General features: G+C 65.1%; 18 protein-coding genes. 9 read left to right on the top strand and 9 right to left on the bottom strand.

The window, feature by feature from the left end; genetic code table 11:
- Positions 1 to 5: 5 nt before the first annotated feature.
- Positions 6 to 1,061 carry a dihydrodipicolinate synthase family protein gene (locus tag P6U31_RS20470; RefSeq protein ID WP_407183477.1) on the top strand — a complete coding sequence of 352 codons (1,056 nt, stop codon included), beginning with the start codon at positions 6 to 8 and terminating at the stop codon, positions 1,059 to 1,061.
- A complete protein-coding gene (locus P6U31_RS20475; RefSeq protein WP_407183478.1) occupies positions 1,049 to 1,831 on the top strand; it encodes an ABC transporter ATP-binding protein in 783 nt (260 codons plus the stop codon). Before P6U31_RS20470 ends, P6U31_RS20475 begins: the two co-directional genes overlap by 13 nt.
- A 170-nt stretch (positions 1,832 to 2,001) precedes the next feature.
- Here P6U31_RS20475 and P6U31_RS20480 read toward each other — a convergent pair whose 3' ends face one another.
- The 3 genes from P6U31_RS20480 to P6U31_RS20490 form a co-directional block, all read right to left on the bottom strand.
- The gene (locus P6U31_RS20480) at positions 2,002 to 3,093 is read right to left on the bottom strand and encodes a TRAP transporter substrate-binding protein (RefSeq protein ID WP_407183479.1); all 1,092 of its coding nucleotides are present in this window, start codon (positions 3,091 to 3,093) and stop codon (positions 2,002 to 2,004) included.
- 121 nt (positions 3,094 to 3,214) lie between these two features.
- The gene (locus P6U31_RS20485) at positions 3,215 to 3,472 is read right to left on the bottom strand and encodes a hypothetical protein (RefSeq protein ID WP_407183480.1); all 258 of its coding nucleotides are present in this window, start codon (positions 3,470 to 3,472) and stop codon (positions 3,215 to 3,217) included.
- Positions 3,473 to 3,540: 68 nt separating this feature from the next.
- Positions 3,541 to 4,500, bottom strand: coding sequence for a DUF2778 domain-containing protein (locus P6U31_RS20490; protein WP_407189896.1), 960 nt, complete (start codon positions 4,498 to 4,500; stop codon positions 3,541 to 3,543).
- Positions 4,501 to 4,690: 190 nt separating this feature from the next.
- Here P6U31_RS20490 and P6U31_RS20495 point away from each other — a divergent pair, with 190 nt between their 5' ends.
- On the top strand, positions 4,691 to 5,146 hold the full coding sequence (locus P6U31_RS20495) for a DUF1810 domain-containing protein (RefSeq protein ID WP_407183482.1): 456 nt from the start codon (positions 4,691 to 4,693) through the stop codon (positions 5,144 to 5,146).
- Between the two features lie 75 nt (positions 5,147 to 5,221).
- Positions 5,222 to 7,303, top strand: a complete 2,082-nt coding sequence (locus P6U31_RS20500) for a methyl-accepting chemotaxis protein (RefSeq protein WP_407183483.1) — start codon at positions 5,222 to 5,224, stop codon at positions 7,301 to 7,303.
- Here the strand turns inward: P6U31_RS20500 and P6U31_RS20505 are convergent.
- Positions 7,300 to 7,890: an NADPH-dependent FMN reductase gene (locus P6U31_RS20505; protein ID WP_407183485.1), complete on the bottom strand. Its 591-nt coding sequence runs from the start codon at positions 7,888 to 7,890 to the stop codon at positions 7,300 to 7,302. The two genes, P6U31_RS20500 and P6U31_RS20505, sit on opposite strands and share 4 nt — an antisense overlap.
- Before the next feature lie 50 nt (positions 7,891 to 7,940).
- Positions 7,941 to 8,888: a helix-turn-helix domain-containing protein gene (locus tag P6U31_RS20510; RefSeq protein ID WP_407183486.1), complete on the bottom strand. Its 948-nt coding sequence runs from the start codon at positions 8,886 to 8,888 to the stop codon at positions 7,941 to 7,943.
- Positions 8,889 to 9,189: 301 nt separating this feature from the next.
- On the opposite strand from P6U31_RS20510, the gene P6U31_RS20515 reads away from it, so the two are divergent.
- From P6U31_RS20515 to P6U31_RS20525, 3 genes are read left to right on the top strand one after another with little or no spacing between them, the layout of a single operon-like run.
- Positions 9,190 to 10,296 carry a DUF2336 domain-containing protein gene (locus tag P6U31_RS20515; protein WP_407183487.1) on the top strand — a complete coding sequence of 369 codons (1,107 nt, stop codon included), beginning with the start codon at positions 9,190 to 9,192 and terminating at the stop codon, positions 10,294 to 10,296.
- On the top strand, positions 10,293 to 10,625 hold the full coding sequence (locus P6U31_RS20520) for a PilZ domain-containing protein (protein WP_407183488.1): 333 nt from the start codon (positions 10,293 to 10,295) through the stop codon (positions 10,623 to 10,625). Before P6U31_RS20515 ends, P6U31_RS20520 begins: the two co-directional genes overlap by 4 nt.
- 51 nt (positions 10,626 to 10,676) lie before the next feature.
- Positions 10,677 to 11,795, top strand: a complete 1,119-nt coding sequence (locus tag P6U31_RS20525; RefSeq protein WP_407183489.1) for an HD-GYP domain-containing protein — start codon at positions 10,677 to 10,679, stop codon at positions 11,793 to 11,795.
- A 27-nt stretch (positions 11,796 to 11,822) separates the two neighbouring features.
- Here the strand turns inward: P6U31_RS20525 and P6U31_RS20530 are convergent, their stop codons facing one another.
- Positions 11,823 to 12,026: a hypothetical protein gene (locus P6U31_RS20530; protein WP_407183490.1), complete on the bottom strand. Its 204-nt coding sequence runs from the start codon at positions 12,024 to 12,026 to the stop codon at positions 11,823 to 11,825.
- A gap of 131 nt (positions 12,027 to 12,157) precedes the next feature.
- Complete coding sequence (locus tag P6U31_RS20535) at positions 12,158 to 12,835, bottom strand: nitroreductase (protein WP_407183491.1); 678 nt, start codon at positions 12,833 to 12,835, stop codon at positions 12,158 to 12,160.
- 112 nt (positions 12,836 to 12,947) lie between these two features.
- On the opposite strand from P6U31_RS20535, the gene P6U31_RS20540 reads away from it, so the two are divergent.
- On the top strand, positions 12,948 to 13,910 hold the full coding sequence (locus P6U31_RS20540; RefSeq protein WP_407183492.1) for an alpha/beta hydrolase: 963 nt from the start codon (positions 12,948 to 12,950) through the stop codon (positions 13,908 to 13,910).
- Positions 13,911 to 13,916: 6 nt separating this feature from the next.
- Here the strand turns inward: P6U31_RS20540 and P6U31_RS20545 are convergent, their stop codons facing one another.
- Positions 13,917 to 14,372 (bottom strand): cupin domain-containing protein, encoded by a 456-nt coding sequence (locus tag P6U31_RS20545; RefSeq protein WP_407183493.1) that lies wholly within the window; start codon positions 14,370 to 14,372, stop codon positions 13,917 to 13,919.
- A 202-nt stretch (positions 14,373 to 14,574) separates the two neighbouring features.
- Between P6U31_RS20545 and P6U31_RS20550 the strand changes: the two genes are divergently transcribed.
- Positions 14,575 to 14,823, top strand: coding sequence for a hypothetical protein (locus tag P6U31_RS20550; RefSeq protein ID WP_407183495.1), 249 nt, complete (start codon positions 14,575 to 14,577; stop codon positions 14,821 to 14,823).
- A gap of 282 nt (positions 14,824 to 15,105) precedes the next feature.
- Here P6U31_RS20550 and P6U31_RS20555 read toward each other — a convergent pair whose 3' ends face one another.
- Positions 15,106 to 15,981 (bottom strand): MBL fold metallo-hydrolase, encoded by an 876-nt coding sequence (locus P6U31_RS20555; RefSeq protein WP_407183496.1) that lies wholly within the window; start codon positions 15,979 to 15,981, stop codon positions 15,106 to 15,108.
- Positions 15,982 to 16,047: the final 66 nt, after the last annotated feature.

Here is a 16,047-nt window from a genome sequence, read left to right on the forward strand (position 1 = left end):
ACATCATGCACCACAGCCAGATCAACAGCGACATCCGCAAGCTGATCGCCGACGGCACCGTGCTGCCGGCGCATCCCCTCGCGCTTACCGCCGAGCGCCAGCTCGACAAAACCCATCAGCGCGCGCTGACGCGCTATTACATCGATGCAGGCTCGGGCGGCCTTGCGGTCGGCGTGCACACCACGCAGTTCGCGATCCGCGATGTCGGCCTCTACCGTCCTGTGCTCGAGCTCGCCGCCGAGACCGCGGCCAACTGGACCAAGCGCCCGCTGGCGATGGTCGCGGGCCTCGCCGGTCCGACGAAGCAGGCGGTCGCCGAGGCCCGCACCGCGCGCGACATCGGCTATCACGCCGGCCTGCTCAGCCTCGCCGCGATGAAGAGCGCCTCCGAGGACGAGATCATCGCCCACTGCACCTCCGTCGCCGCCGAAATCCCGCTGGTCGGCTTCTATCTCCAGCCGGCGGTCGGCGGCGTCGTCCTGTCGAGCCGCTTCTGGCAGCGCTTTGCCTCGATCGACAATGTCATCGCGATCAAGATTGCGCCGTTCAACCGCTATCGGACACTCGACGTGCTGCGCGGCGTCGCAGCCGCAGGTGCGCTCGACCGCGTCGCGCTCTACACCGGCAATGACGATCACATCCTGCTCGATCTCACCCTGCCCTTCGACCTGCGCGACAACGGCGTCACGACCCGCACCTACTTCAAGGGGGGCCTGCTCGGCCACTGGTCGGTATGGACGGCGAGCGCGATCAAGCAGTTCGACCGCTGCAAGGCGGCTCGGCACAAGGACAGCGTGCCGGCCGACCTGCTCGCGCTCGATGCCCGCGTCACCGACTGCAACAGCGCCTTCTTCGATGTCGCCAACAATTTTCACGGCTGCATCGCCGGCTGCCACGAGATCCTGCGCCGCCAGGGCCTGATGAAAGGCTTGTGGTGCCTCGATCCGGACGAGGGCCTCAGCCCCGGCCAGAAAGAGGAGATCGACCGCGTCACGCGCGAGCACGCTGACCTCAGCGACGATGCCTTCGTCGCCGCCAATCTGAACAAATGGCTGGCATGAGCTCTGCCCCCTTCATCAGCCTGCAGGGCGTCCGCAAGGTCTATCGCAGCGGCGGCGCCGAATTCCTGGCGGTCTCCGACGTCACGATGGACGTGCAGGAAGGTGAGCTGGTCTCGCTGGTCGGCCCGTCCGGCTGCGGCAAGACGACCGTGATGAAGATTTTGGCCGGGCTGCACGGCGCCGACGGCGGCACCGTGCGGATCGGCAACGCCAACAGCCCGTTCGATCCGACCCGCGACATCGGCATGGTGTTCCAGCAGGCCCTGCTCTTGAAATGGCGCACCATCCTGGACAACGTGCTGCTGCCCGCCGAAATCGTCGGCCTGCCGCTCAAAGCCGCGCGCGAGCGGGCGCGCGACCTGCTCAACCTGGTCGGGCTCGCCGGCTTCGAGCAGAAATATCCGCAGCAGCTCTCCGGCGGCATGCAGCAGCGCACCGCGATCGCGCGCGCCTTCGTTCACGATCCAAAGCTGATCCTGATGGACGAGCCGTTCGGCGCGCTGGACGCACTGACGCGCGAGCAGATGAATCTGGAGATGCTGCGGATCTGGCGGGAGAGCGGCAAGACCATCATCTTCGTTACCCACTCGATCCAGGAAGCGGTGTTCCTGTCCTCGCATTGCGCCGTGCTGACGGCGGGACCTGCGAAGATGGCCGATTATTTCCCGATCGAGCTGCCCTTCCCGCGCGATCTGCCGCTGAAAACGACGGATGCGTTCGGCGCCTATGCGCGAAGGATCTACGCCAAGCTGGGCCTGGGAACGGCGTAAGACGCTGCAATTCCCCCTCTTGCCGCCATTCCGGGGCGCGATGCAGTCGCGAGCGCGGAATCCATCGGACAGCAGGTCACGCGGTGAAATGGATTCCGGGTTCGCGCCAAGAGGCGCGCCCCGGAATGACGAGTTTCCGGGGCACGTCCCAACGACCATGCCTGCCGCGCTCAACTCCTGTTGCGCGCCTTGCTGAGCAGATAGTTGTCGTAAAAATTCTCCGCGATCTGGGTATAGAACAGCAGTTCCTTCATATACGCGTCGTGGCTTTCCTTGGTCCGCTTGAACAAGTCGCTCTTGGCAGCGAGCTCGTTCAGATGGTCCTGGGTCGCGTTATAGCAGGCCTCCAGCACCGGTTGCGGGAACGCCTTCAGCTCGGCGCCATTGGCGATCAGCCGCTTCAGTGCCGCCGGATTCACGCTGTCGTATTTCTCCAACATCCAGGCGCCGGCCGCCGCGCCCGCCTGGTTGACGATCGCCTGGTAGTGCTTGGGCAGCGAGGCCCATTTCTCGTCGTTGACGATCATGTGCAGCATGGCGCCGCCTTCCCACCAGCCGGGGAAGTAGTAATATTTGGCAACCTTCTGGAAGCCGAGCTTCTCGTCGTCATAAGGGCCGACGAACTCGACCGCGTCGATGGTGCCCTTCTCCAGCGCCGGATAGATGTCGCCGCCTGCGATCTGCTGCGGCACGACGCCGAGCCTTGCCAGCACGTGGCCGCCCATGCCGGCGATGCGGAATTTGAGTCCCTTGAGATCGTCGACGGTCTTGATCTCCTTGCGGAACCAGCCGCCCATCTGGGTGCCGGAATTGCCGCAGAGGATCGCATGCGCCTTGAACGGCTTCAGCGCCTCGTTGGTGAGATCGGCGCCGCCGCCGAAGTGCCACCACGATTCCTGGTGGCGATGGTTCATCCCGAAGGGCGCGCCGGTGGCATAGGCGAGCGCCGGCTCCTTGCCGATGTAGAAATAGAGCGGGGTCTGCGCCATCTCCACCGAGGCGGTGCTGACGGCGTCCAGCGCCTGCAAGCCCGGAACGATCTCGCCGGCGGCAAAGGTCTGGATCTGGAATTTGTTGTCGGTGGCCTCGGCAACATATTTGGCGAAGGTCTGCGCCGTGCCGTAGATGGTGTCGAGCGACTTCGGGAAGCTCGAGGTCAGGCGCCATTTGATCTCGGGCGCGCTCTGCGCGATCGCAGGTGCAGCAACCAGCGTGGCAGCGCCGGCGACTGCGCCACCCCTGAGGAATGTACGGCGTTTCATGATGGGCTCTCCCGTGAATTCAGTTTTCAAACACATGAGTTTTGCGGCGACGATCTTCGCGGACCGTTTGCCCGTTCCCAAAGCAGAGTTCAAGATGCGACAGAACGGCCGGTCGCCCGCTTCAGAGCAGCTTCGCGCTGACGAACAGCGCGCGCACGGCGTTGGTGGCCTGCACCGCCAGCATCGCGTTACCGGCAGCACCTTCCAGAGCTGCGACGGCCTCCTCATGCAGAGAGCGGAATTCCATCCACTCGACCGACTTGAAGTTGGTGAGGAATTGATAGGCTTGGCCGACCGTCGCGATCGCCAGCGTGTCACCGTTCAACTTGATCTTGAACGTCGTACGCAGTGGGGTGTCGGAACTTGATGGATCACTCATAGGCTGCTTCTGGACGATGACGGCTTAACGAAGGGGAAACGGCAGCCCCGGCCGGAGCAGGCGAATGATCAGGAGTCGGTGCTCGCGCGCTGCGAGGCGGTCGCCGCCCCGCTCAGGCTCGGCACCACGACAAGACGGTTGAACTCGCCATTGTCGTAAGCCTTGAGGAAACGATCATAGTCCTTGATCGAGACGCAGCCGTTGGAATCGCCGCGCGGGCCCAGCATGTAGCTGTGGGTCAACAGGCCGACGCGGCCGAGCGCGCTGGTACCCTCGGTCGGCGTCAAGCGCAGCGCGCGAACGCCGTGAAACAGTTTTTCGCGCGGCTTCAGGTCGTAGATCGCCGGCGGGGTCGCCCCCACCATGCGCTGATCGACATGATCGGGATCGTCCATCAGCGCGCCCATGCCTGAATGGGCTTCCAGCGCGACGCCGCTCGGCAGGTAAAGCGCCTTGGCCTTGATGTCGTAGACCGCCGTGCGCGAATCATAGCCGAGCGCGGCTAGATCCGGTGCCTTGCTGAACAGGCCATCGCCGGGTGTCAGCGAGGCCAGCCTGATCTTGTCGGTGAATTTCTCGAAGAAATTGCGGTTGTCGGCCCTGGTACTGGTGTCGGCATAGGCCTGGCTGGAGGCGATCTGGGCGGAGAAGTCGGCCTGGACAGGGCGCGAGCGCGGCATCGGGATGGCGTCGGCGCGCTGCGAGGGCCTCGGCTCTTCGGTCACGGAGCGGTCGTCGTCGGTCAGCGTCGAGCGCCAGTCGTCGCCCTGGAGCTTCTGGGCCAGCATCGCCTTGGCGTCGCGAAGCTTGAGCTGGACCGCATTGACGGCAGAACGCTCCAGCTGTCGCAGGCCGAGGGCGGACGACGTCCCGGACGCCGAAGCGAAACGGTCCTCGAAGGAAGGGGTATTGGCCGGCGGCAGCGCGGCGGAGATCAGCGGGGTCGATTCGCCGAAATTCGAAGTCCCGATGTCCGAGACCCAGGCGGCGGCGCCCAGCGCCAGCGCGACCGCAGCCAGCGACAGCATAACGTGCTCGGCCCGCCCAATACGGCGGCGCGACAACAGCCTCTCGGCGTGCGCTGCGTCGGAAACCATCAGATCCCCAAATCGACCCCCGGGGGGCCCAACCCCCGCCCGGAGACTCTATACCAGCTACCACATTGGGAGCCAAAAGTTAGGCATAATCGCGGCCGGTTAGGCAGATCTGAGGTATCCGATGGCCGATCCTTTCGATCTGGAGCGCTTCGTCCGGGCCCAAAACCCGGTTTTTCGCGCCGTCGAGGCCGAGCTGGCCCGGGGCCGGAAGCAGACTCACTGGATGTGGTTCATTTTCCCGCAGGTCGCAGGCCTCGGCTTCAGCGCCATGTCGCAGCGCTACGCCATCGGCTCCCGTGCCGAGGCCGAAGCCTATCTCGCCCATCCCGTGCTCGGGAGGCGCCTGATCCAATGCACCAGGCTCGTGCTCGCCGTCCAGGGACGGAGCATCAACGCGATTCTTGGCGCGCCGGATGACGCCAAATTCCGCTCGTCCATGACCCTGTTCGGCGCGGTGTCCGATGAGCCCGTCTTCGACGAGGCCCTCGCCCGCTATTTCGCCGGCGAGCGCGACGCTGCCACCCTGGAGGTTCTTGCCAGGTTCGACCGAGTATCCGGCCAGGATCCAGGCGAATAGCGTAAACCCAGGATTAAGACGGGCCATCTATCGTCCGCGCAAAATAATTCGACCTGCGCAATTGCCGGACAGACCATGAAAATCGGTACGCTCCTGACCACCGCCATCGTCTCGTTGTCGACCGTGGGCGGCGGCCTCGCCGTCTACGTCGCCGTGACCAAGTACCAGACCATGGAGCGGATCACCGAAGCGGAGGGCCGGCTCGCGATCGTCCGCGCCGTCAGCGACATCCCGCGCTACCTCAATCCCGAGCGCGGCTTCTCCACCAACATCCTCTACGGGCCCGCAACCATCGATCCCGCACTGCTCGCCGAGCAGGACAAGCTGCGCAAGCAGACCGACGGGGCCCGCGACAAGATGAACGCGCTGCGCAAGCAACTGCCCGGGCCGTTCGACGACGGCACCAGCATCGGCAGCAACATCGACGGCATCAATGCCAAGTTCACCGCGCTGCGCGAGGCGATCGACAAGGCGCTGGCCGGGCCGGCCGAGGCGCGCAAGGACGCCGCCAAGAAGATCGTCGCCGACAATGCCGTGCTCAACGGCGGCGTGACTGCGCTGCTCAACGAGCAGGTCCGCCGCATGGCGATCCTCAACGGCGACGCCTACCGGCAGGCGAGCTACGCCAACACCGCCATGACATTGCGTGACGTCGGCGGCTTCAATTCGAGCCTGCACAAGAACCTGGTCGGCGGCAAGAAGCCGGCGACCGACGCCGAGAAGGCCGACATCAGCCGTTCGCAGGGCCGCAACGACCAGCTCGTGATGGCGCTGCTCGAATTGCGCGGCAATCCGGCAACTTCGGCGAACGTCGCCGCTGCGCTCGATAAGTTCAATTCGATCTATGTCGAGGAGTTCGGCCGCGAGCTCAAGCTCGTCAAGGACGGTGCCGTCAGTGGCAAGTACGAACACGACATGGAGACCTATTACGCCGCCACGCAGCGCGGGCTCGGCACCATCATCGAGGTTCGCGACGCGTTCTATGACAACGCCGAGCAGATCCTTGCCGGGGCCTCCTCCGCCGCGCGCACCAGCTTCATCATCGCGCTTGCAGGCCTTGCCGCGGTGCTGGTCGCGAGCGTCGGTCTCATCGTGATGGTTCGCCGCCGCGTCTGCGCCCCGATCGTCAACCTGACGACGCGGATGTCGCGGCTCGCCGAGGGTGAGATTGCGGACAGCATTCCTGGCGCCGAGCGCTCGGACGAGATCGGAGCGATGGCTGCAGCCGTTCAGGTCTTCAAGGACAACATGATCCGGGCCGATCGGCTCGCGGCCGAGAAGCAGGCCGAGAACGACGGCAAGATGCGCCGCGCCCAGGCACTCGACGAGCTCACCCGCGCGTTCGAGGCGAAGGTCACCGAGCTCGTCGGCGGCCTGTCCAAGGCCTCCGCGGCCATGGAAAGCACCGCCCAGTCGATGACCTCGACGGCGGTGCAGACCAACAGCCAGGCCGCGATCGTCGCCGCCGCCTCCGAGCAGACCTCGACCAATGTGCAGACCGTCGCCAGCGCCACCGAAGAGCTGACCTCCTCGATCACGGAGATCGGCCGCCAGGTCGCGCAGAGCACCGAGATCGCGGCCCGCGCGGTCGACAACGCCCGCCGCACCGGCGACACCGCCCGTGCGCTCGCCGAGGGCGCGCAGAAGATCGGTGACGTCGTCACGCTGATCCAGAGCATTGCCGAGCAGACCAATCTTCTCGCTCTCAACGCCACGATCGAGGCCGCCCGCGCCGGCGATGCCGGCCGCGGCTTTGCCGTGGTCGCCTCCGAGGTGAAGTCGCTGGCGGGCCAGACCGCCAAGGCGACGACCGAGATCTCCGAGCAGATCGCGGCGATCCAGACTGCGAGCGACGAGACCGTGGCCGCGATCCGCAACGTTGCCGACGTCATCGGCGAGATCGACCAGATCGGCACCGCGATTGCCGCCGCAATCGAGGAACAGGGCTCGGCCACCAAGGAGATCGCGCGCAGCGTCCAGGAGGCCGCCCGCGGCACCCAGGAGGTCAACACCAACATTTCCGGCGTGCAGCGCGCCGCCGACGACACCGGAGCTGCTGCACGGGAAGTGCTCGGCGCAGCCGAGCAGCTCTCGACCCAGTCGCGCGAGCTCGCCGGACAATTCGACCGCTTCCTCGGCGAGGTCAGGGCGGCTTAATAAGGCGGCGCCTTGCGCGCCCGCTGCGCTTTCGCCGCCTCCATCCACCAGGTGAGGTCGTCGGCAAAGCGCGGAAACGAGCGCTCCAAGGCCTGGCCGCCCTCGCCGATCGGCTCGCCCTCGGCCGATAGCGTTTGCCCGATCGGGCCGACGCCGATGGTGCTCGACACCACCACCATGCCCATTTCAGACAGCGTGCCGTGCCAGGCGGTTGCGGCGCGCGCGCCGGACAGGCGGCCGGCCGAATAGCTCACGATCGCAGCCGGACGCCAGAACCACTCTTCGAGGAAATGGTCGGTGAGATTTTTCAGGCCGGGCTGGATGCCCCAATTGTATTCGCCGGTGACGAAGACGAAGCCGTCGGCGCCGCGGATCTGGCCGGCCAGCGTCTCCAGCACTTCCGGCGCCGCGCCCTTCGGATACTCCTTGTACATGCGGTCCAGCATCGGCAGGCCGATCGCCTTGGCGTCGATGAAGGTGACGTCGTCGCCGCGGCCACGCAGCCGGTTGATGACGAAATTCGCAAGGCGGATGCCCATGCGGTCGGAACGATAGGAACCGTAGAGGACGAGAATGCGATTGCTCATGACCTGACGGTAGCACGAAACCGGCGGCCAGCTCTACGCCATTTGTCGGACTATCGCCCGCGCCCGCGCTCCAGGGTTTGCGACGGCGTCTCACCGAACCGGTCGCGGTAACTTCGGGAGAAGTCGCTGAGATGCCAGAAGCCGAAGGCGAGCGCCACCGCCTTGACGCTGTCGGCGCCGGCGAGCAGCCGCCGGCGCACCAGCCACAGCCGGCGCAGGCGCAAGTAACGGTGCAAGCTCATGCCGCGATAGCGGCGGACGATGTCGTGCATGGTGCGGACGGACAGGCCGAGCTTGCGCGCAATCTCGTCGCTGTAGATCGGCTGCGAGAGATCATCGGCCAGAAGCGCGCTGATCTCCCGGAATATCCTGAAGTTTCGCTCGTCATTGGGACGCAGGGTCCAGCGGACCGAAACGACGTCCTCCAGCGCGTGGTCGACGGCTGCGAGCAGAGATTCCTTCATTGCTCTGGCTTTCAAGGGAATATCCGCCGCCTCGACGGGCTCTGAAGCCGCGGCCATGACCTCACGCACCACACGGCGCAACCTGCCGAGGCCCGCCGCGCTCGTTTCGAAGATCTTGAAGGTCTGGGAAGCGCTTGGCCAGCCGCGGTCCGTCACCTCCGGCCTGAAAATCACCGACGCGATTTGCCGCTGCACCTCCTCGATGAGGGTGTAGGCCGCGCCGCCGCTGCCGATGACGATGGCCGGACGCGCACGCTGCGAGCCGTTGAAACGTATGGGCACGTCGAGGTCGTCCATGTTGAACCCGACCGCCGTGCAATTCTCGACGAGCTGCGCGTCGACCACGCGCGGAAATGCGGTCGTCAGATTCACGTCACAGCCGGGCAACGACAGAATGATCTGCTCGGCCGAAATGCTCCGCACGAACGGCGTGAATTCTAAATCCAGGCCTCGGATGGCATACCGAAATTCATCGACGTCCGAAAAGCGAAATACTCTGGGTGCCAACCCGGGCACGTCATCAATGCTGTTCATGGCGGTACGAAACGCTGCGCCGCAATTGACGCGCGTCCGGCGGCGGTGCCGGGTCCCCTTTCCCCTTCGCCCGTGGCGTCAAACCTAGAGAATCAATCTTAACGTGTCTTGGCCAATTGGCGAAGGCACGGCTGCAAGAACAAGCCGGGACGTCCGATCTCGCCAAATTTCGATAGCGTTTTACCGGTATTGCGGCGCTGCGGAGTACCCGAATACTCGTGATCTAAAATTCAAATTAACGCCCTTAGCGTGCAATAGCGCCTGTTGGATCGTCAAGTTATTTCAATTTCAGGCTCCTGCCATGATGGCAAATTCGCCTGCTGATATTTTGGTTGAGTTGGAAGATGCGGTCGCAACGTGTCCGCTGGACCGTTGCGCCCGCATCCTCGAAGGCATTTTGCAGTTGCTCACGGGCAGCCGCGACCGGTCTCAGGAATTGCTGGCCAATGTGGTCGACGGCGTCCTGCTGCGATTGACGGAGCGGGTCGAGGCCGGCGCGTTGGTTCGACTCGGCGTGGCGCTTGCCGAGCTCAAAGTGGCTCCGCCACAGACCTTGCGACGTCTCGCCTCGCACGACGATCCCGACGTGGCCTGCCCCGTTCTGCTCAAATCGCAGGCGCTGTCCACGTCCGATCTCGAAACACTCGCGATTTCGAGCGGCGAACCGCAGCATCTCGCGATCGCGACCCGCGCCTCGATCGAGCCGCCATTGGCAGAGACGCTCATCAGGCGCGGCAGCCGCGCCGTCCACCTCGCGCTGATCGGCAATGCAGGGACGCAGTTCTCCGATGCCGCCTACGCTGCGCTCGTTGAGAAGTGCGTGAACGATGACGAACTCACGAAGGCTCTGGCGCTCAGACCGGGCACGCCCGATGCGGTGCTGCGCAAGTTGCTATCGACCTCACCGAGCCCCAACGCTCGCGCGGAGAAGGCTCATGCCGTCTCTCCTCCTCCAGCGGCGTCGCCGACTGTGCCCAAGCTGCCCAGCGCGGCCGACTATGCAAGCGCGCGGCCGGAGATCGTCGCGCTCAACCGCATCGGCAAGCTGAACGATTCCACGGTGAACCGCTTTGCGATCCGCGCCGAGACGGCCAATCTGTTCACGGCCTTGTCTGTACTTTCGGGGACTCCCATCGAGATTGTCGAGCACGTCATGACCGACGCCGATTGCGAGGGCCTCGTCATGGCCTGCCGGGCTTCGCGGCTGAACTGGCAAACCACGCTTGCGATCCTGAGCAACCGCAGCGGCACCAGGCTTTCCTTTGCCGAGCGTGAACGCGCGCAACACCTGTTCGAGACACTGCTTCTGTCGACCAGCCAGTGGACGGTGCGATGGGGGGAAATCGCCGCCAATGCCCGGGGCAATGGCTGCGGAAAACATGGCGCAAGAGCGGGGGCTAGCCGATGAGATTTGACGGCCGCAAGGCAGCGCGCGTGCGGATGGACCACAGGCAGCCGATCAATCTGATGGGCTCCGACGGCACATGGCGGCGCAGCTGCGTTCTGCTCGACGTGTCGCAGACAGGCGCGAAGGTCGAGGTCGAGGGCACGCTGGACGTCCTGCAGGCCAAGGAATTCTTTATGCTGCTGTCATCGACCGGACTGGCCTATCGGCGCTGCGAGCTGGTCTGGATCGACGGCACCACAGCCGGCATTCACTTCGTGACTGCGGACGGCAAGAAGAAGCAGGCCAGCGCACCGTCGGCCGCTCCGCAGTCCATGGTGCGGAGCAAATAGGCCGAGCATTCAACCAACGCATTGCAATCCGCAACAGGCCAGGTCAAAGCCGTGCAGAACGCGCGAACCATCCTCAACCGCACCGATCGAGACGGCATCCGCGGACAGGAAGCGGCCCGCCCGTTCGTGCACGTGCTGGCCGACAGATCCGAGAAGCTGGCCGGCGTCTGCGCGATGCTCGAGGAGCGTTTCGCCGTCGCGGGCGAGCGGCTGGATGCCGAAGCCAAGCTCTCGCAGGTCCCCTCCGCCATCGTCATCCGCGCGGACCTGCGCGATCTCGACAATATCGCGGCCATCAAGAAGCGGGCTGGCAAGCTCGCCAAGGCGAAGAAGCGGATATTTCTCCTCGAGCACAGCTCCCACGTCGGTATCTCGCAAGCCTACGCGCTCGGGGCGACGCTCGTCCTGCCCGGTCCGGTCAACCGACCCAGACTGCTGGCGGCCCTGTCTGATCCGGCGGATCCGTCTTCGCCGTCGTCGAGCGAGACTGCACCGACCGATACCGCGGTCGAGGCCGCGGCAACCGCGATCGCCTCGATGTTCACGGCGGTCACCCTTGACCAGCCCCTCGACGTCGACGGCACCAAGGAGGCCGGCCGCCAGATCGCCGATCGCATCACCGAGCGAGGCCTTTCGGAATGGCTGACCACGGTACGGCGACACCACGAGGGAACCTACCAGCACTGCCTGCTCGTGACCGGCGTCGCCATCGACTTCGGCCTGAGCCTCGGCGTCGGCCGGGCCGATCTGGAACGTCTCTACTCGGCCGCCATGTTCCACGACATCGGCAAGGCGCAGATCCCGCTCGCCATTCTCGACAAGCCGGGCCGCCTGGATGCGGAGGAACGGGCCCTGATCGAGACCCATCCGGTTTCGGGCTACGAGTTCTTGAGGGGGCACGACAAGATTTCACCGGAAGTTCTCGATGCCGTTCGCCATCATCACGAGTACCTCGACGGCAGCGGCTATCCGGATGCGCTCTCTGCCGAGAGCATCGGCGACATCGTGCGGATCCTGACCATCTCGGACGTTTTCGCGGCGCTGATCGAGCACCGGCACTACAAGCCGACCATGCCGCGCGCGGAGGCCTACAACGTCTTGTGCGGGATGAATGGGAAGCTGGAAAAGGCTTTGGTCCATTCATTCAAGCCGGTCGCGCTCACGCGGTGAGCGCAACAGAGCCATCTCGAACACACCCTAATGGGTCGCGCGATAGCTGGCGCGGCGCGGGATGGACCGGCAGGCCAGCCCCTCCGCGAGCAGCTTCATGTCCTCATGCCGGCCGCTGCGGATCAGCCGGCCGAACTCCTCGGGTGTGAAAGGAAGAGATGGATCATTATCGATCGGACGCCGCATCCGCGGACCGAAGAACCGCCGAACCAGGCTAGCCAGCCGCCGCATGTCAATTCCCTCGCGCCAGCAACAAACCTCTCACGAGGCATATTGTTCCTCCTGCGTCTTCGAGATTGCAAGAGGTTGCCGACGACTCCGCACCAAAAAAATTGCGGCAGAATAATCGCCTCCTCGTTGTGCTAGTCGGCAAAACCCACGTAGCGCACGAACTCCTGATTGTGCTCCCGATCCGAGCGCACTGCGTTCGCGGCAAAGCCGTCGTCGGGATAGCCCATCGCAACGCAAGTCATGATGACCTCGTCCTCCGGAATCTTCGCAACTTCGCGCACGATATCGGATCGCATGATGCCCTGCCCGTTGATCACCGAGCCGAGACCGCGGTCCCACGCCGCGAGCACGATGCCGTAGCAGAGCGCGCCGAGATCGAAATGACAGACCGCGCCGGGATCGAGCACGCGGTCGTAGGTCAGCACCAGTGAGACCGGCGCGTCGAACTGGCGGAAGCCGCGCAGCACCCAGTCCTGTCGCATCGGCTTGTCATCGCGCGCGATTCCCATCGCGCCAAACAGCTTCTTGGCGATGTCGACCTGCCGCGTGCGATGCACGCCCTGATACTCGCCATGGCTGATGATGTCGCGCTTGACCTTGGCGCCGCCGACCATCTCCTCCATGTTGCGGCGGCGCACCTCCTCGAGTGGCGCGCCGGTGAGCACATGGACGTGCCAGGGCTGAGTGTTCATCGACGACGGCGCACGCTTGGCACTCTCCATGATCGCCTCGATCACCGCGCGCGGCACCGGCTCCTTCTTGAAACCACGCACGCTGCGGCGCGACTGGACCAGCGTTTCAAATTCCACCTCTTAGAACCTCCCTGCCCGTTCATTCCGCAGCACCGCAACCGGTTGCCGATGCGGCGCGCGAAATCTATGCTAACCCGCAAGCAAGACCAAGAACCCTGGAGGACCTGCCATGGCCGCGCCGCTCGACCCCGTCATCGCCCAGATCATTCCGCTCATGCCGATGCGCGATCCCACGGTCATGACGCCACAGAGCGCCCGCGATTCCTTGCGCGCACTGGCTGCCTCGCGCGCCGCCATCCCGCCCCCGCCCGTCGATAGCGTCGAGGATATCAAGGTGAAGGGCGGCGCCGGTCCACTTCCCGCGCGCGTCTATCGGGCCGGCACCACGCCGGCGCCGACCGTGGTCTTCTTCCACGGCGGCGGCTGGGTTGCAGGCGACCTCGAAACCCACGACCGGCAGGCGCGCAACCTTGCGATCGAGACCGGCGCCGTCGTCGTCTCCGTCGACTATCGGCGGCCGCCGGAAACGCGCTTTCCCGGCGCCTTCGAAGACGCCTTCGCCGCGGTGAGCGACGTGTTTGGCCGCGTTGCGGAATTTGGCAAGGACGACAGACGCCTCGGCGTTGCCGGCGACAGCGCCGGCGGCAACCTCGCGGCGACTACTGCAATCGCCTGCCGTGATGCCGGCATCAAGCTCGCCGCACAACTGTTGGTCTATCCCGTGACGGACGTCCTCGGCGGCTACGCCGATGTGCGCGAGAACGCGCGCTATCCCTCCCGCGCCGAGAATGCCGACGGCTACTTCCTGACGCGCGCGACGATGGAATGGTTCTGCGGCCATTATCTCTCCGATCCCTCTCACGCCAGCGACTGGCGCGTCTCGCCGCTACGCGCAGCATCGCTCGCCGGTGTCGCCCCCGCGGTCGTGACCACCGCCTGGTTCGATCCCCTGCGCGATGAGGGCGCGGCCTATGCGCGGGCGCTGGAGGCGGCGGGCGTGAAGGTCAAGCACCATGAGGGCCCTGGCCTGATCCACGGCTATTTCGGCATGGGCGACGCCTCAGAGGTGGCGCGCGCCGAGGCCCAGCGCGCGCGGGCCGACTTCAAGGCGCTGCTCGCGCGAGGCGTGTGAGGGCGGTCAGGCCCGCTGCACGCCGGTATGCCCCCAGGTTTCATCCCAATCCTGGCCGGCCGCGTCGACGACGCGGCCGTCGGCCTCAAAGAACTTGTTCGGCACCTGGAAGATCGCCAGGATCAGCGCGCCCTCCGGACACCAGGCCGCGTGCCGGCTACCCGCCTCGCGCCAGATGAATTCGCCAGCCCTGCAGGCGATGCCCTGAGCGGGCCCCTCCTTGTCGACGAGCGCGCCTTCGATCACCCAGCTTTGCTCGATGCCGACATGCTCGTGATCCGGCAGCACCGATCCCGGCGCAAACCGCATCAAAGCGGTCATCAGCCCGGTGCGACGATCGAACAGCAGCGTCTTGGCCTCGCACCCCGGAAAGCGCGTCGTCTGCCATTCCATGTCTTGAGGCCGAACCAGGTGAGAATGCTGATCGGCGGCTCCCTGGTGTTTCGGGATCATTGCGTCCATCACGATGCTCCGTCCAGCTAAGCTGACCGAGCCTAGCAGGCTCGCCGGCCGGGGTCAGCGAGCAGTGCAGCAGAGCGCGCGCCGGCCGGACTCCTGCTCAAAAACGCTGGGCGCACCGGACGACAGGCCGCCATCCAGCTTGATTGCGCCACGATTTCCGGCTCCAATCTCTCCGCCATTTCTGGTTTACGGAGAACCCCCCATGATGAAACGGATTTTCCTGGCTGCGATCGTTGCCACTTTTGCCGCGGGCTCGGCCTTCGCCCAAGAAACCTGCGAGAGCAAGGCCGTCGGCAAGGACGGCAAGCCGCTGGCCGGCGCCGCCAAGACCTCGTTCCTGAAGAAGTGCAAGGCCGACGCCTGCACGCCCAAGGCCGTCGGCTCCGACGGCAAGCCGCTCGCCGGCGCCGCCAAGAACAGCTTCATGAAGAAGTGCGAGACCAGCGCGTAAGAGCGCGGTGCAATCTACCCCCTCGCCCCGGTTGCGGCAGGGCTATCGCATATGGCTTTGTGGCGGGGCCCCGAGCAAGCGCCTCTCCTTCGAGACGCCCGCTTTCAGCGGTCTCCTCAGGATGAGGCTGAACTGTATCGGCGTCCGTTGAAAGTGCTGCCGCGCACTCTGTCCTCATCCTGAGGGCCCGCCAAGGGCGGGCGTCTCGAAGGATGCGCCACAGGCAACCGCACTCATATGCGATAACCCTGCCGCAAGCGGGGCGAGGTGAAGCGTATCACGTCACGCCCGCCTGAACCGATAATCGAACGCATCTCCCAGCGGCCTGATCAGCCCCACCGTCGGCGCCGGGAAATGCACCGGCAGAATCAGCGTGTCGGTGTCGGCCACGGACGCAAAGAACTTCCGCCGCGAGAGCACCGACTGCTTTGGATCCCAATCCGGCTTCGCCGACCAGTCCGGCTCGCGGCATTGGATCTGGTGATGCATGAGGTCGCCGGCGACCACCGCGCGCTGCCCCTTCGAGAAGATGTTCACGCAGCAATGGCAGGGCGAGTGCCCCGGCGTCGGCGTCAGCGTGACGGTGTCGTCAAGCGCGTAGTCGTCATCGACCAATAGCGCCTGTCCCGCCTCGACGATCGGCAGGCAATTGTCGCGAAAAACGGTGCCGGGCGGATTGCTGCCCTTGGCATGCTCGGCCTCCCAGGCCGCGTATTCGCCTTTGTGGAAGACGTATTTCGCATTCGGGAAGGTCGGCACCCAGCGACCGTCGCGCAGGATCGTATTCCAGCCGGTGTGGTCGATATGCAGATGGGTGCAGAACACGTAGTCGATCTGCTCGAAAGAGATGCCGGGCGCGAACAGCTCGTTGCGCCAGCGCTCCTTGCCAGGAAAGTCGAACGGCGGCGGATGGCCCTTGTCTTCGCCGGTGCAGGTGTCGACCAGAATGGTGTAACGCGGCGTGCGCACGACAAAGGTCTGATACGTGATCACCATCATGCCGCGCGCAGCGTCGAACACCTCGGGCTCCATCGTCGGCAGATGGCGGGCGAACACGCCCTCGTCATAGGCCGGGAAGAAATCCTGCGGCCGCCGCCACGGCCCTTCTCGTTCGATCACCGCATCGATGGTGATGTCGCCGATCCGAAGTTGCTGCATGGTGTTCGCTCCCTTTTTTGAGAGAGCGTAACAGCCTTGCTGAGGTGTTCAAGCCAGTCGCGCCGC

The sequence above is a fragment of the Bradyrhizobium centrosematis genome (assembly GCF_045571495.1).
In the GTDB taxonomy this organism is placed as follows: Bacteria; Pseudomonadota; Alphaproteobacteria; order Rhizobiales; family Xanthobacteraceae; genus Bradyrhizobium; species Bradyrhizobium centrosematis.